We start from the raw sequence: 24,690 nt of genomic DNA, 5'->3' as shown, positions 1-24,690 counted from the left end.
TATGATGAAGTTTGTTAAAAATTACATGGAATCGATAGACGGGGTTGCAATCTACCCCATCTTTTCCCTACTTATATTTTTCGTCTTTTTTGTAATTCTATTTTGGTGGGTTTTTACTGCTAAAAAAGATTATATCAATAAATTGAGTCAGTTTCCATTAGACAATAACGATAAAACCGACCTAACATCATGAGAAATTTTACATCATATTTACGAGTTCTACTAATAGTTTTTATTGTTTTTTGTGCTGCTGAATATTTTATAGATTCTGGAAGTAAACCAGCTTTTATAGAATATCCACAAGTAGCTATATTTCTAGTGTTATTTACACTACTACTTGTTGCTGTTGAAATAGTTGTAGCTTCCATGAATAGCCTTACAAAAGCGCTGTTGTCTGAAGAACAACTTAAAGAAGCTGAAGAAAATTCATGGTATAAAAACCTTCTTAAAAAACTAACCAAAACAAAACCTATTGAAGAAGAAGGGGAAATTATTTTAGATCATAATTACGACGGAATTAAAGAACTAGATAATTCATTGCCGCCATGGTGGTTATATGGATTCTATGCAAGTATACTTTTTGCAGCCATTTATTTAATTAAATATGAAGTTTTAAATGGCGATTCTCAAAAAGTAGAATATGAAAAAGAAGTTGCTGCTGCAAAAATTGCTATTGAAGAATACAAAAAAACTGCGGTAGATTTAGTAGATGCTAAAACTGTAGTAGCCTTAACAGAAGATGGAGATATTAAAAAGGGAGCTGAAATATTTAAAATAAATTGTGTTGCTTGTCACCGTGCAGATGGAGGAGGCGCTATTGGTCCTAATCTAACCGATGATTACTGGATTTTAGGGGGAGGAATAAAAAACATATTCCATACAATAACCGAAGGTGGACGAAGTGGAAAAGGAATGATTGCTTGGAAACAATCTCTCAAACCTTCTGAAATACAATTGGTTGCTAGTTATATTTTAACCTTACACGGAACAAATCCTACAGACCCAAAAGAACCAGAAGGAGATATTTGGAAAGAAGCTGAAGTAACTGAATAATAATATACAGCAACCAAAAACTATAAGGTTGTTGTGTTATACTATTCAATCTTAAAAAAGATAAACCACTTTTTTATATAGAATCAACTCCCTCGGAATGAACCCCGAAGGAATCTAACAAAACAAATAATTCTTTTTACGTAAAGCGTAAGAGAATTAAACCCTCTATAAGGGATTTAAACCTATAAAAACAGCATATGGAAACGTCCGAAGAAAATTTTAGAGATTCTATCGGTACTGTTAATGAAGAAGGGAAAAGAGCATGGGTATTTCCAAAAAAACCAAATGGAAAATTCTATACATATCGTAAATATGTGAGTTATTTCCTGCTTTCCTTTTTAATTTTAGCGCCTTTCATTAAAATTAACGGGAATCAGTTTTTGCTTTTTAATGTTTTAGAACGAAGGTTTAATATTTTTGGTTTCCCGTTTTGGCCACAAGACTTCTATCTATTTGTAATCTGCATGATTATTGGAGTAGTTTTTATTACTTTATTTACTGTAGCTTTTGGAAGAATATTTTGTGGATGGATTTGCCCACAAACCATTTTTATGGAAATGGTTTTTAGACGTATTGAATATTGGATTGATGGCGACCGTGGTGCGCAAATGCGTTTAGAAAAGCAAGAATGGAACGCAGAAAAAATTAGAAAAAGAACTTTAAAATGGTTTATCTTTTTTTGTATTTCATTTATTATAGCTAATGTTTTTCTTGCTTACCTCATTGGGAGCGATCAACTTTTACGCTATATAACCGAGAACCCATTTGACCATATTTCAACCCTTATTTCATTACTCATATTTACAGCAGTTTTCTATTTTGTTTTTGCGTGGTTTAGAGAACAGGTTTGTATTATTGCTTGTCCCTACGGAAGATTACAAGGCGTACTCCTCGACACTAAATCTATCATTGTGGCCTACGATCATAAACGTGGAGAGGCTGAAAATGGAAGAAAAAAATTCAAAAAAGGAGAAGATAGAGATGCGCTTGGGGTTGGAGATTGTATAGACTGCAAACAATGTGTAAATGTTTGCCCCACTGGAATTGATATTAGAAATGGAACACAACTAGAATGTGTTAATTGTACTGCTTGTATTGATGAGTGTAATACAATTATGGAAAAGGTGAATTTACCAAAAGGGTTAATTCGCTATGCAAGTGAAGAGAATATTGAAAAAAAGGCTTCTTTTAAACTTACTCCTAGACTAAAAGGCTATGCTGCTGTTTTATTAATTTTAATAGGTCTCCTTATAGGAATGTTATTTTTAAGAAACGATGTAGAAGCAAGTGTTCTTAGACTTCCTGGACAACTCTATGAACACAAAGGGGAGCATATTATTAGCAATGTCTATACCTTTAAAATTATCAATAAAACAGTAAAAGAAATTGATAATATTCATTTTGAATTATTAAGCCCCAAAGGAGAAGTTAAATTAGTTTCTAAGGAAAATTTTGACATTCCTAAAGAAGGATTACACGAAGGAACTTTATTTATTGAAATTGATAAAGCCTTTTTACAAAAAGATAAAACGACATTAAAAATTGGTGTCTTTAGCAACAATACATTAATCGAAACAACTTCGACTACATTTTTAGGTCCAAGAAGTTACAGAAAATAAAAAAGCCATGAAATTTAACTGGGGAACAGGAATTATTATTGCCTTTGTACTATTTATTAGTTTCATCATGTACTTTGTTATCAAGATGAATACTAACAAAATATACGACCACGATTTAGTAACCAAAGATTACTATAAAAAGGAACTCGAATACCAAAGTAAAATTAATAAAGCTCAAAAAGCTAAGGAAAAAGGATTTCAATTAAATGTTGAAAACATTGCCGAAGGATTGCTTATTACTTTCCCTTCTGAAATTAATGTGGAGGAAGTTACAGGCGAGGTATTTCTCTATCGTCCTTCCAATAAAAAATTAGACTTTAATACTATTTTGAAACTTACTAATTCTACTTTTTTGATTCCTGAAGAAAAACTTCCTAGCGGACGTTGGAATATAGAGGTAGATTGGAGTTACCACAATGAAGGGTTTTACTATAAAAAAGAATTAAGTTTATAAAACTATGCTTTTATCTGCAGTAATATTAGGAATGTTAGGAAGCTTCCATTGTATTGGAATGTGCGGCCCTATTGCCTTTTTATTACCATTAGATCATAAAAACAAAACAAAAAAAGCATTTCAAATTGTAATTTATCATTCAGGAAGAATTTTGACTTATGCCCTTATTGGTTTTATTTTTGGATGGCTAGGAAAAGGGCTTTTTGTAAGCGGACTACAACAACGCTTATCAATAATTATAGGCATTATTATTATTTTAATTGCATTAATTCCTTTAAAAAAAACTAAAAGTAATCTCATTACAAAAAAGATGATGCTTTGGATTTCCAGAGTACAATCGGCATTAGGAAAACAGCTTAAAAAGAAAAAAACTTCAGCACTCTTCTCAATTGGCTTTTTAAATGGGTTCCTCCCATGCGGATTAGTTTATATGGCGTTATTTACTGCCATAGCATTAGGCAATCCCTACCAAAGCTCCATCTATATGGTTTTCTTCGGATTAGGAACCATTCCGTTAATGACAAGTGCTGTTTATTTAGGCAATTTCTTATCGGTTTCTGTACGAAAAAAAATAACGAAAGCAATTCCTGTTTTCGTTATCTGTATAGGTATATTATTTATTGTACGCGGCTTAGGTTTGGGAATCCCATACCTGTCGCCATCGGACATTCAATTAATGGTAAAAGCCAATCCCGATTGTATTGTTCCTTAAAAATATTTTTTTGAGCACCCCTCTCTAAACTCTAAAAAGCTACTAAACAGTCATTGAGAATAACTTATTTTCAGGTTTTGATTTCTTTAAGTACATATCAAAAGCCATGCAAATATTTCTTACAAATGGTCTCCCCTTTTCATTTACAATAAGCCGACCTCTACAAATTGAAATTAGTCCATCGTTTTCAAATTCAGATAGAGCAGTCACTACATTAGGTAAGTCTTCAAAAATGCTATCAGAACTTTCCCATGAAGTCTGAAGGTTACACATTAAATTTAAAATATGCTTCCTAATTATCAAATCTTCTTTATCTAAAACATGTCCCCGAAAAACGGGTATAATTCCTTCTTCCACCAACTGCGAGTACTCCTCTATATTTTTTACATTTTGAGCAAATGCATACCAACTATCGCTTATACTAGATACTCCAAGCCCAATCATCATATTTGTTTTTTGGGTAGTATATCCCATAAAATTACGATGTAATTCTTTCTCATTCATCGCCATGGTTAGGCTGTCTCTTTTTAGCGCAAAATGATCCATTCCGATTTCAACATACCCCAACTCTTCCAATAATTTTTTACCAGTTTCATACAAAGTACGTTTCTCATCTCCCTTCGGAATATCATTTTCATCAAACCCTCTCTGCCCGTTTCCCTTTACCCATGGCACATGAGCATAACTATAAAAAGCTATTCGTTCTGGCATTAATAACAAGGTTTTATTGATAGTATCTACCACATGTTCCATTTTCTGAAATGGCAAACCAAAAATTAAATCATGACTTATAGATGTGTAACCAATCTCCCTAGCCAAATCGGTCGCTTTTTTTACATTTTCAAAAGGTTGTATTCTGTGTATTGCTTGCTGTATCTCCAGATTATAATCTTGAACCCCATAACTAACCCTTCTAAACCCTAAATTATATAGTGTTTGTAAATGTTCCTTTGTTGTATTATTTGGATGTCCTTCAAAACTGAATTCATAATCATCTGCTTTTTCAGCATATTTAAAAATCCCATCGATTAATTGCTTGAGGTTTTCTGCTGAAAAAAAAGTTGGAGTCCCACCTCCTAGATGAATTTCTTTAACTTTAGGAGTAGTTTCAAATAAAAATAAATATAGTTTCCACTCTTCTAAAAGAGTTTTTATATACGGCGATTCTAATTCATGTCGTTTTGTAATTCGCTTATGACACCCACAAAAAGTACACAAGCTTTCGCAATATGGTAAATGAATATAAAGACTTAACTCTCCATTATTTTCTGAGAACGATTGCTTAATTGAAGTTTTCCACTTTTCGGAAGAGAAAGTACTTGAGTCCCAAAATGGCACTGTAGGATAACTTGTATATCTAGGTCCAGGAACATTGTATTTTTGAATTAAAGAATTACTCATAATCTCACAATTTGCCACACAAAAATACTACTATAAGACTCTGCAAAAAATGATAATTATCAGTTAGTTATCCCCATAAATATATTATATAAAAAAAGGTCGTCTAATAAATTTAGACGACCAATGAGGGAATATTAATTAACTAACAGTATTCTATTTTGCCCACCACAATTTTGTTCCTTGCGCATCTGGTCCTTGCGTACTAATTGCAGCATTAAAATTAGGATTTGCCTGTGCTCCAGTCCCATAACGAAGCCTTTGTGGGTATGCTCCATTTAAAGTTCCTAATTCAAAAATAGTTTGGTTGTTAACTCCAGCAGCTAACTCTTGAGGGTAACCAGTTTTTCTTACAACTGCCCAAGCTTCAAAACCATCTGTATAGCTTGCCAACCAACGCTGTAATGCTATTTTTTCTAATTTCTCTTCTGTTGTTCCTACAGAAATATCAGCAATAGCACTTGATGCAATATAAGTATCTGCATCTCCTTCTCCTATATTCCATAGCTTCATAGCCTCTTTTATACCAGAAGTAAATAAAGCTTGCGCATCCCCAGAGCCAATACCTTTAACAGCAGCTTCCGCTTGTAAAAAATAAGAGTCTGCACTACTAATTATTATTTCTGGATATCCTTCTGCTTCTTTACCTCTTGGCTGGATAATAGCATCCGAAGGAGTACTAAACAGGTCATAACGAACGTATGGCATAGTTAAACCATTCATTCTAACTGGCTGACCAATATATTGCCCTGATGGTACTTCTAACACCACAGTGTTTCCATTATCTGTTCTTGTATAAGTAGCACCAGCAGCTATTAAAGCAGCTTCCATAAAATCTACTCTCTCCATAAAATCATCATCTCCATCATTTTCAAAATTAAAAGTCCCTCCTTTAGCTGGTTTTGCATAGATAGCTAACCTTGGATCGTTATTATCTTGAAGTAAATTAATAAGAGGCTGACTAACAGTCCAGTCTGATCCTGCTCCAAAATCATTCCATACATCTCCATAAGAAGAAGATGTCCACTCACTAATAACAAAGTCTTTTTTCATTGTTACACTACCGCTTCCAGCATCTAAAAGAGGCTGCGACATTGCTTCTGTTATAGTTTGAGTTGCAAAATTCTCACCAGGAGCTCCTAAAGCACGAGTTCCTAATCTTAACTTTAAAGTATTTGCTAATTTTTTCCACAACTGTAAATCACCTCCACAGTAAACATCATTAGCTCCTGCATCATCAATTCCTAAACCTGTTCTTTCTTCATCTCCAATAATATTCATAGCAGTATCAAGATCTGCAATAATACCTTTATAAATTTCCATTTGAGTATCATATTTAGGAGTCAAAACCCCCTCTACTCCAGCTTCACTAAATGGAACCATACCAAAAGTATCTGTATACATTTGGTAATAAAGTCCTTTCATAATTAAGGACATTGCATACATAAACTGATTTTCAAACTCTCCTCCTTCAGCTGTTAAATCTCCAAACGATTTAATATTTCCAAAATATCCTGCGAGCCAGTCGTATGCCGCATCTGTATATCCAGGATCATAAGTGTAAGAAAGTCCATCTGCCCACCAACTTTGGTTCATTCCAAAAGTAAAATGCCCCGCAAATCTATCGGTATGAATTAAATGGGCTCTCCAATATTCGAAACGACCAGGAGCATATAGACCAACCTGAGCACTAGTTAAGAAATATTTTGCACTCACCTCATCTGAGGTAAAGCCTTGATTATTTGTATTTATTTCGTCAAAATCTTTTGTACAAGATATTCCTACTAGGAGGCACAAAAGACCTGTTATATATTTGAATTTTTTCATGGCGTACATTTTTAAAATTTAACGTTCAAACTAAGTCCGATGCTTCTTGTTGTTGGAAGCGCATAAAATAACACTCCTTGCCCCAAGTTAGAAGTTGAGTAACTAGATTCTGGATCAAAATTATCAGCTTCTTTGTAAATAAAGAATAAGTTTCTACCTACTGCACTTAAAGACAAACCTGTTAAGAAGGAACGATCCAAAAATTTAGAAGGTAAGTTATAAGTTAAACTCAATTCTCTTAAACGTACATTTGTTTGAGAAAACACATATTCTGAACCTATCCCACTTACAGCCCCCCAATATTCTTGAGCAGTAATATTCTCTGTATTTTGGGTATAATTACCATTACCGTCATCAATAACACCATCTACTACAACACCACCATCTCTGTATTGTAAAGATTTTTTAGAAACTCCTGTTGCATCAAGTTGTGCATCTGTATAAGAAAACACTTCTCCACCAACTCTAAAATCGACTAAAGCGTTTAATGTAAAATCTTTAATTCTAAAAGTATTTGTAAAACCTCCTGAAAAATCTGGCTGATAATTTCCTACTTTCACACGCTCTGAAGTTGCTTGTGGGCGACCTTCAGCAGTTAAAACAAGGTCTCCATTATCGTTACGCAACCAATCGGTAGCATAGATATCTCCATATCCTTCTCCTACTTGAGCTCTTACATCTACAATCCCTCCATTACTAGAACTAAAAGTAAAGTTTTCTTGCCCATCAATTAAACTTACTAATTCGTTTTTATTCTTAGCCATATTTACAGAGACATCCCAACCAAAGTTCTGATTGCTTACTGGAGTTCCTCCCACTAATATCTCAAAACCTTTGTTAGTAATCTCCCCTACATTTTCTCTAAAGAAATCGTATCCAGTACCAGGATCTACAGGAACATCAAAGATTAAGTTTTTACTACTAATATCGTAATAAGCAAAGTCTGCATATAATCTATTATTGAAAGCTTTGAACTCTAAACCAAATTCATTTGATTTTACATCTTCTGGCTGAAGGCTTTCACTAAATCTAATATTAGGTCTATTAATTTGTGTGTTTCCTAAATATCCATTTGATGCTACTGAAAATAAATTTACTATTTGCTGAGCCCCAGTGTCGTTACCAACACTAGCTGTACTTGCTTTAAGCTTCAATAAGTTAATATTAGACTCTTGAAGATTAAATATTTCATTTAAAAGTACACTCACACTAGCAGAGCTATAGAAATACGATCTGTTTTCTGCTGCCAATGCAGAAGACCAATCATTTCTAGCAGTAAGATCTAAATACACCATATCCTTATAAGAAAATGATGTAGATCCATAAACCGAGTTAACCCTTTTTTCTATTAAATCTGACTGTGTTGCTGTAAGTTGAGAACCATCTGTATTATCTAAAAAATACTTTCCTGGAATCTTAAAATCATATCCATTTGTAGAAGAAGAAATAAATGTAGAATGTCTCATGTTCCCTCCTGCATTTGCAGAAATATTAAAGTTCCCTCCTACATCTTTATTAAACATTAATAAGAAATCGTAATTTGTTTCTGTTCTATCATTTTTACTAAAACGGATTCTTCCATCAGGAAAAAAGTGATGTCCAGTTGCTTCATATGCCTCAGTATCTTGTTGAACTGCATCTGTACCAACTCTAGCAAAAGCAGATAACCAATCTGTAAATTTATATTCTAATTTTGCAAATCCAGTAACACGGGTTCTTGTATCTCCATTATAATCGTTTTCTAACATCCAATATGGGTTTCCACCTGAAGATGTTGGAGCAATAACTCTATATGGATTGGTAGGATCTATTGGATTTTCTAAATCTTGATAATTCTTTAAATCATTAACATCAATATTTCTTGCTAAAGGATACACATAAGCAACAACTCCTTCTGTTCCTTGAGTTGGTCTATTTTTAGCATCCTGTAAAAAATAAGTGATTTTAGCATCTAAAGATAATTTATCAGAAAGATTTGCTGTACCTCTTAAATTAAAATTATTACGTTTTACATTAGAGTTTGGTAAGATTGATTCTAAGTCAGAATTTGTATAAGAAAAACGTACTGTTGCTTTTTCTGAACCAGCTGTTAAAGCCAAAGTATTAACCATACTTGATCCGGTTTCAAAAAAATCTTTTACATTATTTGGCTGTGCAGAATATGGCTTCATTGTTCCATCAAATTCAAGACGTTGAGAACCATCAAATCTTGGACCCCATGATCCACCATTGCTAGTTACTGAATTTACTTGTGTTGCCAAACCTGCTGTAGAATCTACCTGAGGAAAATTCCCATTATTACCTCTTCCGAATTGATTTTGGTATTCTGGTAATACTAAAGGAGTATCAAAAGTAGCACTAGAGGTATAAGAAACTCCAAGTCCTTTTGTTCTTCTTCCACTTTTGGTTGTTATAATAATAACCCCATTACTAGCTCTAGACCCATAAAGTGCTGCTGCATTTGGTCCTTTTAATATCGACATACTTTCTATATCGTCTGGATTTATATCCGAGATTCCATTTCCTAAATCTGGAACAGAATATTCAGCTCCATTAGAAGTTGCTAAAGAAGTGTTATCTATTGGCACCCCATCAACAACATATAAAGGTTGATTGTTCCCTGTAATAGAATTATTTCCACGAATAACAACTCTAGTTCCACCTCCTACTCCAGAAGTAGATTTGGTAACTACAACCCCAGCTACTTTACCTGCTAAAGAACTAGCTACGTTAGACTCTTTTACTAAAGAAACACTCTCTCCGTCTAATTCGGTAACAGAATATCCTAAGGATTTTTTATCTCTAGTTAAACCTAAAGATGTTACAACTACCTCATCTAATTGCTGAGCATCTACACTCATGGAAATGGTAAAATTGGTTTTTCCAGTTGTATTTAATTCTTGAGAGGAATATCCTATCATTGTAATTACTAATGTTGCATCTTGTGCTACACCATCTAGAGTGAAATTCCCATCAAAATCTGTAGAGGTTCCATTACTTGTACCTTTCACAACTACGGTTACACCTGGCAATGGCATTCCGTCATCACCATCTGTGACTGTACCTGATACAGTTTTTTCTTGCGCCAGTAATACATTACTGAATAAAAGAAACGCAAACACCAAAATAGGTAATAGTTTTTTACGCATAAATTATATTTTTAAGTTTGTTGATTGAAAAATTGTTAAAACACAAGTGAATTAACAATAAGTTTACTAAATGTTAAAAAAAGCTTAATTAAGATGAAAATATTTCGACAAACAACATTCAATAAGCAACAAACAACATTAAAAACGAGACTTTCAGTTTATACTCATATGTTTATATAAGTAATAAACACTTTTATAATTAATTGCTTATCAAATAATTGAGCTTTAGTTCAACAACTAGTCCCTATCAAATGTATTAGATTTAATAAAAAATTAACATAAAAAAATATTGAAAAAATAAAAAATTAACCAATTCTCAAAAAACTTTATTATGAATGAAATTGATAAAATAAGAAAGGGTATATTTTGAGGATTTACTATTATTGAAAAATAAAAAGACCCTTGAAAAATTCAAGAGTCTTTTACTATTACTATTTTATGTGTAAAACTTATTAATCTATTTTGAAGCCTTAATTGCTTTAAATTGTGCTTCTGTTAGGGCATTCCCATCAAAGAAAGAAATTCCCTTTGCACCATTATCTTTTGCTAATTTAATAGCTGTGGAAACATCTTCTGCAGACATCGTAGGAACAAAAACTCCTGTGTGTAGCTCTGTATTCATTCCTTCAAGGTCTTTAACTCCCTGCCCAGTTGCAAATCCTATCCAATCTATTTCTTCATTATAGAAATTATTATAAATCATAGGTAATACCATATCAATATCCCATTTATCCCAACGCTGACGAACCATATGATCTGCCATTTCAGGATAGGGAAATACTGCTGCAGTAAGCTTTTTGTTGTATTTATGAGCAATTTTATAGGCATCGTCTACCACAGCTTTAACTTTGTTTAATCGAAACTGCTTCCATTCCATATCAATAGCTGGATTTTCAAAATCTCTTGGGTTTTTGTGATGAATTTTCTCAAATTCAGCAACACAAACATCACAATAACAAAAATCAAATTCTGGTAATTCAACTTCTTGTTTTAAATTATATTTTGGTAATAATCCTATTGGTAGAAAAATATCAGAATACCGTATGTAATCCAAATGCACACTTGCAACCCCCTCTACTTTTGCCAAACCTTCAACTAAATCTAGTACATGGCCACGAGATTCTTTTCGGGTTGGACACATCCATTGATAGTAATCTACATAAGGGCGGGTATCAAAACACGATTTCCCTTCTCTACTTACAGCATACCAATCTGGATGTTGTAATGCTACAGAATCTCCAGGACGATTCATCGCCATAATCCATGCATGTACCTCTAAGCCTTCTTTGGTTGCTATTGGTGTTAAACGTTCTAAAAGCTTCGGATCTGTATTTGTATTAATTAAAACCGCATCAATTCCGTTAGATTTATACTTAGCAAACTCTCTCTGGTAGGAGGTGTCTGCACGCTGAGCATTTGCAGTTGTCCATGTCCAATATTTAAAATCCTTTTCTTCTTTAGAAGTCTCAACTTGTTTAATCTCCTTATCTCTTTTAACCTCTTTCTTTTCGCTACAAGAAACAAACACAAAGAGCATTGTAAGGATAGCTAATTTTAATAATTTCATAGTATAGTGGTTTAGTTATTAGTTTTGGTTTTAAATGCGCCGTCTTCACTGAGAATTAATTGTTTATCTGTAAACGGACTATCAACGATAAGATTCCATCCTTGACTATGAGCTTCTAGCATCACTTCAATTTCTTTCCCTTCAATAACAATAGGGTTTGTAATTAATTTTTGAGAAGATTCTATCCAAGCCCCGTTTTTACGTTGATATTCTTTTTGCTTTCTATATAAATTGTAGAGTTCTAACTTTATTTTTTCATCTGAAGGAACTATAAATTCATCTTTAGAATTTTCTCTTTCTTCTGAAGAAAAATATACATATCCCCACCACTCTGGCTCATGCATATTTACAACCCATTGCGGAGACCAAACCCAATTATATTCTGGAAGATATTTTCCGTTAGCTCCTTGTTTTCGTTGATATATGTCTTGATTTAGTTGATAATCCCAATTAACTCTTGAGAAGTTTATTCTCCAATAATTGTCTACTGGAATTTTATTATCCCCAGCTTCTATTAAAGAAGTCCAAGGCATTGCAATTTCAATACTCCAGCCTTTATCAATATCTGAAGCATTATTTATGGTTCCATTAATATGAACCGCAGTTTTAATACCCTTTATATCCCAGTTATCTATTACTTTCCCTCCTTCTCTATAAGGTTTTGTTAGATATAAATCCCATAAAGTATTTAAGGCATTCATCTCAAATTCCATATAATTGTATGTATCGCCATCGGGGTCTATAAAAATTTCGAAATCATTATTATAAAATATAATGGTATCGCGCTGTTTTAATGTTGCCCAAACATGTGGCTCTTCTAATTCAGCATAGAAATATAAATATTTTTCATCCCAAAGCATTTTAACACGCGTTTGATAACGTGGTTTTTTTGCCCCTTCAATATCTATAAAGTCTGAGGTCCATTTTGCACTTCCCCAAGAAGCTTCCTCTCCTTTTCCATCAATGCTTATACTTTCTGAAGTTTTATGAGCGATATAAGATTTCGGCACAACCATTTTCTGTTGAGCAGACACGCCACTTAACAGTAAAAAAACTAAAAATCCGACAAGACTCTTTTTAAAAGAAAAATACATATTCTGTATATTAATGAAAACTAAAAAGGACACCTTAGTGTCCTTTTATTACTATCCTAAATTTCAATTTTATATTTATATTATAAAATCAATTAGACCAACAACATTTTTTTATTGCCATACACCGTAAAATCGTCGACTTTCAGTATCTCTAATTTGTTTTTGTGGTGTCCTTCTTTTTACCAAACAATCCTTTTATTAAATCGTCGGCGGCATTTTTAATTTTATCTTTCTTAACAGAATCCTGCTTTTGAGCAGCTTCCTTTCCTACAGCTGTTGTATCCGCTGGTTTACTTCCCCCTAGAAAGTCGTTAATTGCATCTTTAACTTTATCACTTCCTTGGTTTAGCAACTTGTCCTTTTGCATATCCACTAACTTCTTAGTAAGCTCAGTAGCTGTTGCACTTAAATTGGTGTTTACAGTTGGACTGTTATATGTACCTCCAATTGTTGCTTTTACTGGAACCGTAATATTTTGAGCATCTGCATCATTTAATTTTGCAATCAAATTATTTACATCTTTCCCTAAATATTTTGCAGGGACTTCAAAAGTGGCATCATAATTTATAGATTTATCAAATCCATGACTCCCGGCTACTTGGATATCAATATCTTTATATTTTAAATTGAAAGGTTTTACATTCACCTTTCCATCTTCAAAAGTAAGGGTTGTTTTAATATCTTTTGTCTCTCCTTCTTCAAAGTTTAAGAATTCTAAACGATTCCCTAAAGCGCTCAACATCTTTCCTTTTTCTGGATCGAAACCACTTACAATAGCTTCAGCTAAGGCATTTCCAGAAACCGAATTCAAATTTGGAGTAAAATCGTTATTTAAATTTCCTTTTATAGAGAAGTTAGAATTTAACACCCCCTGCAAAGCATTTGCAATTGGAGTAATAGCTTGTAACATTTCTAATCCTTGGAAAGACTCCGCTATATTAAAACTTTTCATTCCTAAATCCATATTAAAAGTAGGCGTTTCATTTTTGGTTGAAACAGAGCCATTAACAGCTATTTTCCCGCCAAATAAACTAGAATTTAAGTCTTTTAAAGTCACCGTTTCATCCCGAACAATTAATGTCCCCGACACCTCTTTAAGCGTAAGATTGTCATAAATTACTGTATTTGCTTTCGCAGCAATTGTTGCATCTAGAAACGATGGTATTTTTATTTCTTCTTTCCCCGTCGTAGCTGTATTTTTTGGTTGTTCTGTTTGTTTTTTATCAGAAGAACCTTGTTCACTTTTTGGTTTTTCAGAGGGAGTAGCTTCTGTACTTTCCATCATAAAATCGTTAACTGCAAACGTATTGGAATTTAGTGTAAAATTCCCTTTCAATGTTTCCTTATTAAACATATAGCCTAATAGATTCTCAATAGAACCTTTTGCAGATAAATCAGTCTTTCCAGTTTTGGCTTCAAAAGCATTTAAAGAAACATTTTGCGTATTAAAAGTAATTGCAGCATTAGAAATTTGGACTGGATTTTTCATCTCTTCAGATGTAAATTCAAAATCTTTGAGTCCTAAAGACCCACTATTTTTGGTGTTTTCATATCGTTCGTTTTCAATAGACTGCATATCAAAAGCTGTACTTAGATTTGCATCTAAAATCCCGCTTAAGTTTAAATCTTCAGGCATAGGATATGCATTAGAAAGATTCGCAAGATTAATACGTCCTTTTAAGTTTGCATTCACTAATGGATTCCCCATAATATTTTTAATATTGGCATTGGCACTAAACACATCTTGCGCAATTTTAAAAGTAAGCTTATTAATGTCTACATACGTATTTTCAAGTAATCCTGTTTCATTTGCTATTTTGGTATCAATAGTAATATTGGTAACCGCTTGTGATAAATCAGGATATTTAAACGATGCATTATTGGAAGTAATTGCTATATTAAAAGCAGGAATATGTGTTTCGTCTACCACTCCATTTAATTTTCCTTCAACTACAAAATCTCCCGTGGTTTGTACATTAGCAATATCTTTTGAATATTCTTTTGGAATTACAGCCAAGAAATTTTTAAAGTCTGAAGAAGGTGTTTTAAAAGAAATATCTACCTCTTGATTATCATCATTTAACTTAACAAAACCATCAAAAACTAGCTCTAATTGATTAATTATTGCTTTATTTTCTAAAAAAGTATATTTATTTTCGGCTAAATCAATTCCCAATTTAGCATCTAAGTTAATAGCATTTCTATTGAAATAATTTACACTATCCATATCAAAAGATATTAGTGCACTTGTTTCGGTATCCAATTCAGATTTTACAGCTGAAAGGTCTCCATTTCCAGAATGGTTCAAACTATCTAATTCAAAATACATCTTTCCTTTTTCATCAAAATACTTAATTCGAGAATTGGTAATTTCATACTTCTGAACCGAAAAAGAAACATTATTATTTGAAGCTTCTGGAGCAGATTCATCTGGAGTAGAGTCTGATTTAGTTGCTGTATTAGAAGAAGTAGACGCAGCGGTTTCTTTTGCAATATCATAATTTGCATTCCCATCTTTATCAACCAAAACATTTACAACAGCTCCATCTATAGTAAAAGAATTTATAGAGTAAGGCTCGCCTTCTTTATTAAATATTTGCATAAACGGCACACTAATGTTGGCTTTTTTTGCAAAGACCAAAGTATCGCCTTCAAAGGGAGCATTATTTATTAAACTCATATCTTCAACCGTAACAGAAGCATTCGGGAAATTGCGAATTAAACTAACGTCGGCATCTGCAAAATCAAATTTTGCATTGATGTTTTTATTCACTGTGTTTTTAACCATTTCAATAATCTTCCCTTCAAACAAAAAAGGAGCAGCTATTAAAAAAACTACCAACAGCGCTATTACTATTCCTATAATTTTAAGTATTTTTTTCATATGTACAATTATCTTTTTCTTGATTTTGTTTTATTGAACTCATCTTGACTATTTTTTGCTTAAACATAAAAGTCAAGATGAGTTCATTACAAAAATGGAGTAAATTTTTTATAAATGGTTACACTTTAATAAAAGTTTAATCTTTTAAAAATATATACGGATGCAAGCTAGATAAGGATTACCTAAACTCATAGAGGGTTTAATTCGCAATATTATTTTATCATTAATGTCCGAGTAAAAATACAAGACCGCTTCGCTATAAGAAAAAAGAACAAAGACTAAATCTTAACTACCACAAAATAAGTAGCTTAAAGAAATAACATTTCAAAAATCCTCTTTTTATTCATTTTTATTAATAACAAAGGGTCTATTTTGAAAAACCCATTTGAACCTTGATATAAGTGGAGTTCAATAAATTCCGTTAACTTTTATCAGACAACAATATTATTTTATTTAAAAACCTATATTTCTAAATCAATTTCCTCTCCTACTTTTAAATGAAATCTTTTTCTGAAAAGAGCTACAAATAAATACAGAAAAGGTGTATCTATTATAGCTATTAGTACTTTAAATAAAAATCCGCTTACTACTAAGCCATAAAATAATTCCCAAGGTAAAACCTTAAAAACGCACAATAAAAAAACAACAGTAAAGGTATCTATAAATTGAGAGGTAAAAGTTGAGAAGTTATTTCGCAACCAAAGGTATTTCCCTTTCGTCATTTTTTTCCAGAAATGATAAATAGTAATATCTATATATTGTGCAAACAAATACGCAATCATAGACGCTAACACTGCTATTGGAGAAAGCGCAAAAACATGTGTAAAAGTATCATCTTGAATTGGCGATGTTTTTAAAGCAGGAACTTTTTCTGCAATTAAAATAATTCCCATTGAAAAAATTGAAGCAAATATTCCCGCTGTCACCACCTGGTTTGCTTTTTTCTGTCCGTAGATTTCGGAAATTAAATCGGTAATTAAAAACGTAATCGGATAAGGTAAAATACCGACAGAAATTTCAAACAAGGAAGCACCAAAAATTTTAGTTTCTCCAAAAGGATACCAATAAAAGAACTTTTGAAAAATAAGATTCGACACTACCAGCGAGGTTATAAACAACGCTCCTAAATAAAGGTATATTTTAAATGCTAACTTCTTATCTTTTTGAGTCATCAATTATTTTATATTCATTTCAAACGGCATTCTAGCTTGCAATCCTTTTTGATTTGTCATCGTTTTCATTTGCTGAATGATATTATATATTTCTTCTCCTAACTCCTCTTTCAATAATTCCTCTTTGCTCTTTACAAAGCCAAGACCAGAAAACCCTTGTAATAACTCCTCAATACTTGTTTCGTAAACTGGGAAGTTTTTAACCGAATATTCGCTCACATTATTTGATTCTGCAGCATAAGAAATTGCATCTTCCAAGCCACCAATTTCGTCTACTAGTCCACGTTCTTTAGCTTGGATTCCAGTCCAAACTCTTCCTTGCGCAACACTGTCTACCGCTGCAACTTCCATCTTTCTACCTTCTGCTACACGCTTTAAAAAAGTTTGATAAAAATCTTCTATTCCTTCTTTTGCATAGTTTTTAAAACTTTCGTTATCAGATTCGAATAAACTATACGTAGTTGAGTTTTTATTGGTATTAACCTGTTCCGCATTAATCCCCCATTTATCGGCAAGTTTACTAACATTTGGAATGGTAGCAAAAACTCCAATAGAACCAGTAATTGTAGAAGGTTCAGCAAAAATTTTATCTCCAGCTACTGCCATATAATAACCTCCAGAAGCCGCTAAATTCCCCATAGAAACAATTACAGGTTTTACTTTTTTGGTAACTTGAATTTCTCTCCAAATAATATCAGAAGTTAAAGCCATCCCTCCGGGAGAATTAATACGCATTACAATAGCTTTTACCTTATCGTCTTCTCTTGCTGCTTTTAAAGATTTAAATATGGTTTCTTGTCCAATATAATTATCGTTTCCTTTCCCATATCCAATTTCTCCTTGTGCATAAATTACTGCTATTTTATCCTTTCCAGCAGTTCTTACTTTTTTAGAAGCATATTCTGCATAATCTAGAATATTAATCTTGTTAATTTCATCCTTGTTTTGGAGGTTCATCTCATTTCTCAACAATCCATTATACTGATCTATATAACGCAACCCATCAACAAACTTATTCTGCAATGCAAGCTCTGGAGTTCTTGTTGCTAACTCATCCGCAAAAACATCTAATTGTGACGCTTCTATATTTCTACTATTAGAAATATCATTTAAATATGTCCCCCAAACCGATTCTAAAAGTTCTGAAATTTGCTCTCTATTAGCTTCGCTCATTTCATTGTTTAAATAAGGTTCTACAGCACTTTTATATTTTCCATGGCGAATTACTTCCATTTTTATTCCTGAATTTTCTTGCAAATCTTTCAAGTACAAAACTTCAGAAGAAAGTCCTCTGAAATCAAGGTTTCCAGTTGGATTTAAAAACACAGAATCTGCTACGGAAGCTAAATAATAATCCTTTTGAAGGTAAATATCTCCATAAGCATATACAAATTTCCCAGATTCCTTAAACTTTTTAATAGCCTCTCTAATGGTTCTTGTATTTGCAGCTCCTGTAGTTATAAAAGAATTATGAATACTAATTCCCTTAATTTTATCGTCAGATGCGGCTTTATTTATGGCTAATAAAACATTATTTAACCCATTGTATTCTTCAAATTTATAATCTATATCGGTAAACTCATATTTACCACCATAATCTTTCAATGGCTCATTAAAAGCTATTTCTAAAACAGAATTATTTTTTACCGTTATTTGCTCTTCTCCGCTCCCTGCAACCGCAGCAATAACTACAAAAAACATAATAATAATTCCTAAAGCGATAAGCGTTCCTAATATTGCCGCTAAGAGATTCCTTAAAAATTTCATTTATAAATTAAATTAATGTTGTTGTTTATTCAAGATTTTAATACCGAAGCAATATAGTTTATCTGTATGAAATCTCCCTACAAAAGAAAAAATATTTTGGCTTACTTTAATATACTAAACCACTCATTACTTAAAGATTTAGAGGCCTGCAAAAGACTAAAACTTCTTGTCCCGAATTCACAAATAAATCCTTTTCTTCCTTCCCTCTAGACTTTTATAGAAGCTAACAGCCAAAATTCTTTATATATTTTAGAGGTAAATCAACTACCTCGAGGCAAGTCTACGAGGTATTCAAAGAAAAATAATTTAATACATTTCGACCTAGAACACTTCGATATACTCAGAACAGGCTCTGGGGAATAAAACCCTCAATGAGGGATTAAAAAAACACCAGAGGATTGAAATGTTGAAATGAATTAAATCTTTTTTTATCTGTTTCGTCCTGTTTGTTTTCGTTAATTTTGTGCCTTCATATGATTCACTACAAACGCACATACCTCTCCGCAGGAAGTAACTTAGGAGATAAATTTAAAAATCTCAATCAGACTATTCAGCTTCTTAAAGAAAAAGCTGGAAACGTAATTTCCTGTTCTCCCATTTATCAAACTCCAGCATGGGGGTTTGAAAGTGAGGATTTCTATAATATCTGTATTGGAATTGATACGGAACTTCAACCTCAAGAACTTTTAGATTGTTTACTTCAGATAGAAAAGACAATGGGGAGAATTCGTACACAAACGGAAGGATATTCAGCTCGCACCATCGATTTAGATATTTTATTTTATGAAGACGCTATTATTGATGAACCCGACCTCATTGTTCCACATCCACATTTACATTTACGGAAGTTTGTTTTGCAACCCCTTGCCGATATTGCTCCAGGAAAAATTCATCCTATTTTAGAAAAAAGCATTATTGAATTGCTCGATATTTGTGAAGATGATAGTGAACTAGATAAAACAAATTTGGAGATTACACTCTCTAAAAAAGATTTTTCAAAATTCAATTTTATTGCTATTGAGGGGAATATCGGAGCAGGAAAAACTACCCTTGCCAATAAAATTGCAGAAGATTTTAATGGTAAACTTATTTTAGAACGCTTTGCTGACAATCCGTTTTTACCTAAGTTTTACGAAGACAGAAATAGGTATGCTTTTCCTTTAGAAATGTCTTTTTTAGCCGATAGATACCAACAATTTACAGACGACACTTCTCACCCTGACTTATTTAAAAGCTTTATGGTTAGCGATTACGACATCTTTAAATCGCTTATTTTTGCTAAGGTAACGCTACAGGAAGATGAATTTATGCTTTATCGTAAGGTTTTTAATTTTATGTATAAAGAAGTTGTAAAACCAGATGTATACATTTACTTACATCAAAATACGGAAAGGCTTTTACAAAATATCAAAAAACGAGGACGTAGCTATGAACAAAGTATTCCTCCTAATTATCTAGAAGAAATAAATAATGGATATTTAGATTTTATTAAAACACACCCAGGAGTAAACCCATTAATTATTGACATTTCAGAATTAGATTTTTTACAAAATAAAAACGACTACCAATTCATCATCGATAAAATACATGAATTTTAGGGTTATCTGTTAATTTCAAGAAAGTTTATTACTCTTTTTTTTGGATTTCTCGTCAAGGTTCGCTTAATTCGTATCAGATTTTCAAAAAGAAACTAGCTAACTTTACTTAATATATTTACCAGGATTCGACTTATTTCGGATCCTTTTTTTATCTACTAAGCTTAGCAAACAAATCCCATACCACTACTCCTGCACTTACCGAAATGTTTAAAGAATGTTTGGTTCCGAATTGCGGAATTTCTACAACATTAGCTACCGAAGAAACCACTTTTTGCATTACTCCCTTTACTTCATTCCCAAAAATTAAAGCATACTTTTTATCTGAAGAAACCTTAAAATCGTTCAACATTGTAGCATTTTCTGCTTGCTCAATAGCCACAGTAATTACCCCATCATCTTTTAGTCTTTCGACTAGTGCAACAGTATCTTCAACATACTCCCAAGCAACACTCTCTGTAGCTCCTAAGGCTGTTTTATGAATATCTTTATGCGGCGGAGTAGCTGTAATGCCACAGAGATATATTTTTTCAATCAAAAAAGCATCGGCGGTTCTAAAAACAGACCCTATATTATTTAAACTACGGATATTATCTAGAACTATAATTAAAGGTGTTTTTTTAGACTCTTTAAATTCTTCTACATTTAATCGGTCGAGCTCGTTATTTTTTAATTTTCGCATGCTAAATTATTTTCCGCAAAAGTAGGGATTCTCGCTGTACAAAAAAACGAAAGCAGCTAGCCCTGATTGAGCCAACTACCGTGTAGTGGCAAAAGCAGGAAACAGATTTTAATGGGAGACGGTTAAAAATGCTCCAAAAAGAAAGTAAACTCCCTTAAGGCAAACCAAAGAGGTAGTTGATTGGAGTTTTAAAAATAGCCCCCTTGCTATTAATAAAAATGAATAAAAAGAGGATTTTTGAAATGTTATCTCTTTAAGCTACTTATTTTGTGGTAGTTAATATTTAGTCTTTGTTCTTCCTTTTTATAGCGAAGCGGTCTTGTATTTTACTAGGACATTAATAAAAAATAATCTAATCCATTTAGAGGTAAAACACTTCGGTAAACTCAGAACAAGCGCTAGGAAATTAAACCCTTGATGAGAGATTAACAAAAGTTGTTCATAATCAATAGCGCTAAAAATGGTATAAAAAGGTAAAATATAATACTTTCGCTAAAGAACCTAATTTTTGAGATTTGGCAACAGCAAAGAAGAAAAAAACGACCCCCTTAATGGGCCAGTACAATACTATTAAAGCGAAATACCCAGATGCATTATTGCTTTTTAGGGTGGGCGATTTTTATGAAACTTTTGGCGAAGATGCTGTTGTTACTGCCAAAATTTTAGGCATTGTACTTACCCACCGAAACAACGGCGGTGATAGAACAGAGTTGGCGGGCTTTCCACACCATTCTTTAAACACCTATTTACCAAAATTGGTGAAAGCTGGGAAACGAGTAGCAATTTGCGACCAGCTAGAAGACCCAAAACAAACCAAAACCATTGTTAAGAGAGGGGTTACGGAATTGGTAACACCTGGAGTTGCTTTGAATGATGATATTCTTAATGCAAAATCTAACAACTTTTTAAGCGCTATTTACTTCGGAAAAAAAATGTTGGGAATTGCTTTTCTAGATGTTTCTACTGGAGAATTCTTAACTGCGGAAGGAGATGAAGAGTACATTGCCAAATTACTCCAGAACTTTAGTCCGAGTGAGGTTTTAATTTCTAAAAAGCATAAAACTGAATTCTTGTCGAGTTTTGGAAAAGAATTCCATACTTTTTTTATGGAAGATTGGATTTTCCAAGAAGATTATACCCAAGAAACGCTTAACAATCATTTTCAAACCAAATCTTTAAAAGGCTTCGGAATAGATCATCTACAGCATGGGAGTATTGCTGCTGGAGTTGCTTTACATTATTTGTCGGAAACTCAACATAACAAATTACAGCATATTACTACTATTAGCAGAATTGCAGAAGAAGAGTATGTGTGGATGGATAGGTTTACCATTAGAAATTTAGAATTGTACCAAGCACCAACTGCAAATTCGGTGACCTTACTTGATGTAATTGACAAAACAATTTCTCCAATGGGAGGACGCCTATTAAAAAGATGGCTTGCCTTACCCTTAAAGAGTATTGACAAAATAAGACAACGCCATCAAATTGTACAATACCTTTCTGAAAACGATGAAATTATTAATGGTTTTAAAACCCAAATAAAGCAGATAAGCGATTTAGAGCGATTGATTTCTAAAGTAGCTACAGGAAAAATTAATCCGCGTGAGGTTGTGCTTTTGAAGAATTCCTTAAACGCCATTGTTCCAATAAAAAAAGAAGCTGCAAAAAGCAATAACGATGCCTTGAAAGTTATTGGCGACCGACTAAACGCTTGTGATGTTTTACGAGAGCGCATTGAACAAACCCTACACGAAGAAGCGCCAGTAAATATTAATAAAGGGAATGCTATTGCCACTGGTTTTTCTGAAGAGTTAGACGAACTCCGTAAACTAGCATTTTCAGGAAAAGATTACTTAGACAGCATGTTGGAGCGTGAGATGAAACGCACAGGAATTTCGTCGTTAAAAATTGCAAGCAATAATGTTTTTGGATATTATATAGAAGTAAGAAACACCCACAAAGACAAAGTTCCAGAAGAGTGGATACGGAAGCAAACCTTGGTAAATGCCGAACGCTATATAACGGAGGAACTTAAAGAATATGAGGCTAAAATTTTAGGAGCTGAGGAGAAAATTGCAATCTTAGAACAGCAAATATTCACTCAATTGGTTACTTGGATGCATTCTTACATACAATCTGTACAAACAAACGCAATTTTAATAGCGCAATTAGATTGTTTATGTGGATTTGTACAATTGGCAAAGGAGAATAATTATGTGCTTCCAGAAATGGACGATTCTTATGATTTAGAAATAGAAGAAGGAAGACACCCTGTAATAGAAAAGCAACTCCCACTAGGAGAAGCATATATTACCAATAATGTAATCCTTAACAGGGACGAGCAGCAAATAATTATGATTACGGGACCAAATATGAGTGGTAAATCGGCTATTTTACGTCAAACAGCACTTATTGTTTTATTAGCACAAATGGGAAGTTTTGTCCCTGCCGAGAAAGCTAGAATTGGAATTGTAGACAAAATATTTACACGCGTTGGCGCTAGTGATAATATTTCTTTAGGCGAATCTACTTTTATGGTAGAAATGAATGAAACCGCATCTATTCTAAACAACCTTTCTGAGCGCAGTTTAATTCTTTTAGATGAAATAGGAAGAGGAACCAGTACTTATGATGGGATTTCGATTGCTTGGGCAATTGCCGAATATATCCATGAGCACCCAGGGAAAGCAAAAACACTTTTTGCTACACATTACCATGAGCTCAATGAAATGACCGAAACCTTTTCTAGAATAAAAAACTACAATGTCTCTGTAAAAGAATTAAAAGACAATGTTCTTTTTCTTCGGAAATTAATCCCAGGAGGGAGCGAGCACAGCTTTGGAATCCATGTAGCAAAAATGGCTGGAATGCCACAACAGGTAATTCATAGAGCTAATAAAATCTTAAAGAAATTAGAAAAATCTCATAGCAGTGAAGAGCTTACCGATAACCTAAAAGCATCTCAAAATGAAATGCAATTGAGCTTTTTTAATTTAGACGATCCACTTTTACAAAACATAAAAGAAGAAATTCTGCATACCGATATAGACACATTAACCCCTGTAGAAGCATTAATGAAGCTAAATGAGATAAAAAGAATGCTTGTTAAGAAGTAGATACTGTGGCAGTTAAAAAATAAATTGAATTCTTTTTCAAAAAAAGCTTTGGTTTTTATAGAATTATATTAAATTTGCATCCGCAATCAGAGAGATACTGAGCGCTACAAAGACCAAGTGTTCTTTTATTTATTTAAACTAATGCGAAAATAGCTCAGTTGGTAGAGCGCAACCTTGCCAAGGTTGAGGTCGCGGGTTCGAATCCCGTTTTTCGCTCAATAAAATGAGCGAATGACAAATTGAAAATGTTAGAAGCTTTCTGAGAATACTCAGAATTGTTTTCGCTCTAAATAATATTTCGCTCGAGTGGTGGAATTGGTAGACACGCTGGACTTAAAATCCAGTGGGCAGTAATGTCCGTGCGGGTTCAAGTCCCGCCTCGAGTACAAAAACCCTTGTTAATCATTTGATTTTCAAGGGTTTTTTATTTTTATAGACTTTTATTGTACGCTTATTTTGGATCATTCCCAAAAGTTGTGTTTATGCAAAAATTGTGGTTAATCTGAAAAGGAAGAATTCTACATTTTTGACACCTCTAAACTGGGCTCTAAAAGCTTTTATTTTAGCATTAAAAGATTCTGCTGAAGCATTAGTACTT

Annotated in this window: 17 protein-coding genes and 2 tRNA genes; 9 read left to right on the top strand and 10 right to left on the bottom strand. The window is 33.0% G+C overall.

What is annotated here, in order from left to right; genetic code table 11:
• Position 1 precedes the first annotated feature (1 nt).
• The 5 genes from AC13CQ_RS04150 (at position 2) to AC13CQ_RS04130 (ending at position 3,838) form a co-directional block, all read left to right on the top strand.
• Positions 2-193, top strand: a complete 192-nt coding sequence (locus AC13CQ_RS04150; protein ID WP_008612097.1) for a hypothetical protein — start codon at positions 2-4, stop codon at positions 191-193.
• Entirely contained in the window at positions 190-1,053 is an 864-nt protein-coding gene (locus AC13CQ_RS04145) for a cbb3-type cytochrome c oxidase N-terminal domain-containing protein (RefSeq protein WP_008612096.1), read from the top strand. The genes AC13CQ_RS04150 and AC13CQ_RS04145 overlap by 4 nt, the downstream gene beginning before the upstream one ends.
• A 197-nt stretch (positions 1,054-1,250) precedes the next feature.
• Positions 1,251-2,672: a cytochrome c oxidase accessory protein CcoG gene (ccoG, locus tag AC13CQ_RS04140; RefSeq protein WP_008612095.1), complete on the top strand. Its 1,422-nt coding sequence runs from the start codon at positions 1,251-1,253 to the stop codon at positions 2,670-2,672.
• Between the two features lie 7 nt (positions 2,673-2,679).
• On the top strand, positions 2,680-3,126 hold the full coding sequence (locus tag AC13CQ_RS04135) for a FixH family protein (protein WP_008612094.1): 447 nt from the start codon (positions 2,680-2,682) through the stop codon (positions 3,124-3,126).
• A 4-nt stretch (positions 3,127-3,130) separates the two neighbouring features.
• Positions 3,131-3,838: a sulfite exporter TauE/SafE family protein gene (locus AC13CQ_RS04130; RefSeq protein ID WP_335587761.1), complete on the top strand. Its 708-nt coding sequence runs from the start codon at positions 3,131-3,133 to the stop codon at positions 3,836-3,838.
• Positions 3,839-3,880: 42 nt separating this feature from the next.
• On the opposite strand, the gene hemN is transcribed toward AC13CQ_RS04130, so the two are convergent.
• From hemN to sppA, 8 genes are all read right to left on the bottom strand, one after another.
• A complete protein-coding gene (hemN, locus tag AC13CQ_RS04125) occupies positions 3,881-5,239 on the bottom strand; it encodes an oxygen-independent coproporphyrinogen III oxidase (protein WP_456868240.1) in 1,359 nt (452 codons plus the stop codon).
• A gap of 153 nt (positions 5,240-5,392) precedes the next feature.
• The gene (locus AC13CQ_RS04120; RefSeq protein ID WP_456868239.1) at positions 5,393-7,063 is read right to left on the bottom strand and encodes a SusD/RagB family nutrient-binding outer membrane lipoprotein; all 1,671 of its coding nucleotides are present in this window, start codon (positions 7,061-7,063) and stop codon (positions 5,393-5,395) included.
• An 11-nt stretch (positions 7,064-7,074) separates the two neighbouring features.
• The gene (locus AC13CQ_RS04115; RefSeq protein WP_456868238.1) at positions 7,075-10,212 is read right to left on the bottom strand and encodes a SusC/RagA family TonB-linked outer membrane protein; all 3,138 of its coding nucleotides are present in this window, start codon (positions 10,210-10,212) and stop codon (positions 7,075-7,077) included.
• A gap of 457 nt (positions 10,213-10,669) precedes the next feature.
• Complete coding sequence (locus AC13CQ_RS04110) at positions 10,670-11,779, bottom strand: glycoside hydrolase family protein (RefSeq protein WP_456868237.1); 1,110 nt, start codon at positions 11,777-11,779, stop codon at positions 10,670-10,672.
• Positions 11,780-11,790: 11 nt separating this feature from the next.
• Positions 11,791-12,873: a carbohydrate-binding family 9-like protein gene (locus AC13CQ_RS04105; RefSeq protein WP_456868236.1), complete on the bottom strand. Its 1,083-nt coding sequence runs from the start codon at positions 12,871-12,873 to the stop codon at positions 11,791-11,793.
• 151 nt (positions 12,874-13,024) lie between these two features.
• Complete coding sequence (locus AC13CQ_RS04100; RefSeq protein ID WP_456868235.1) at positions 13,025-15,757, bottom strand: AsmA family protein; 2,733 nt, start codon at positions 15,755-15,757, stop codon at positions 13,025-13,027.
• Positions 15,758-16,218: 461 nt separating this feature from the next.
• The gene (locus tag AC13CQ_RS04095) at positions 16,219-16,929 is read right to left on the bottom strand and encodes a queuosine precursor transporter (RefSeq protein WP_337901655.1); all 711 of its coding nucleotides are present in this window, start codon (positions 16,927-16,929) and stop codon (positions 16,219-16,221) included.
• A gap of 3 nt (positions 16,930-16,932) precedes the next feature.
• Positions 16,933-18,696 carry a signal peptide peptidase SppA gene (gene sppA, locus AC13CQ_RS04090; RefSeq protein ID WP_456868234.1) on the bottom strand — a complete coding sequence of 588 codons (1,764 nt, stop codon included), beginning with the start codon at positions 18,694-18,696 and terminating at the stop codon, positions 16,933-16,935.
• A gap of 473 nt (positions 18,697-19,169) precedes the next feature.
• Between sppA and folK the strand changes: the two genes are divergently transcribed.
• Complete coding sequence (gene folK, locus AC13CQ_RS04085; protein WP_008612081.1) at positions 19,170-20,294, top strand: 2-amino-4-hydroxy-6-hydroxymethyldihydropteridine diphosphokinase; 1,125 nt, start codon at positions 19,170-19,172, stop codon at positions 20,292-20,294.
• 148 nt (positions 20,295-20,442) lie between these two features.
• On the opposite strand, the gene AC13CQ_RS04080 is transcribed toward folK, so the two are convergent.
• Positions 20,443-20,973: an RNA methyltransferase gene (locus tag AC13CQ_RS04080; RefSeq protein WP_337901658.1), complete on the bottom strand. Its 531-nt coding sequence runs from the start codon at positions 20,971-20,973 to the stop codon at positions 20,443-20,445.
• A 551-nt stretch (positions 20,974-21,524) separates the two neighbouring features.
• Between AC13CQ_RS04080 and mutS the strand changes: the two genes are divergently transcribed.
• The 3 genes from mutS to AC13CQ_RS04065 all read left to right on the top strand — a co-directional run bounded on the left by mutS (position 21,525) and on the right by AC13CQ_RS04065 (position 24,478).
• Positions 21,525-24,092 carry a DNA mismatch repair protein MutS gene (gene mutS / locus AC13CQ_RS04075; protein WP_335587769.1) on the top strand — a complete coding sequence of 856 codons (2,568 nt, stop codon included), beginning with the start codon at positions 21,525-21,527 and terminating at the stop codon, positions 24,090-24,092.
• Between the two features lie 143 nt (positions 24,093-24,235).
• A tRNA-Gly gene (locus AC13CQ_RS04070) sits at positions 24,236-24,308 on the top strand.
• 84 nt (positions 24,309-24,392) lie between these two features.
• Positions 24,393-24,478, top strand: a tRNA-Leu gene (locus tag AC13CQ_RS04065).
• A 94-nt stretch (positions 24,479-24,572) separates the two neighbouring features.
• Here the strand turns inward: AC13CQ_RS04065 and AC13CQ_RS04060 are convergent.
• Positions 24,573-24,690: transposase (locus AC13CQ_RS04060; RefSeq protein WP_482875575.1), on the bottom strand; the 118-nt coding region annotated here is incomplete at its 5' end.

This window comes from Galbibacter sp. L-19, assembly GCF_056857615.1.
Note: the sequence above shows the minus strand (reverse complement) of the source record. Positions and strands in the feature narration are given on the sequence as shown.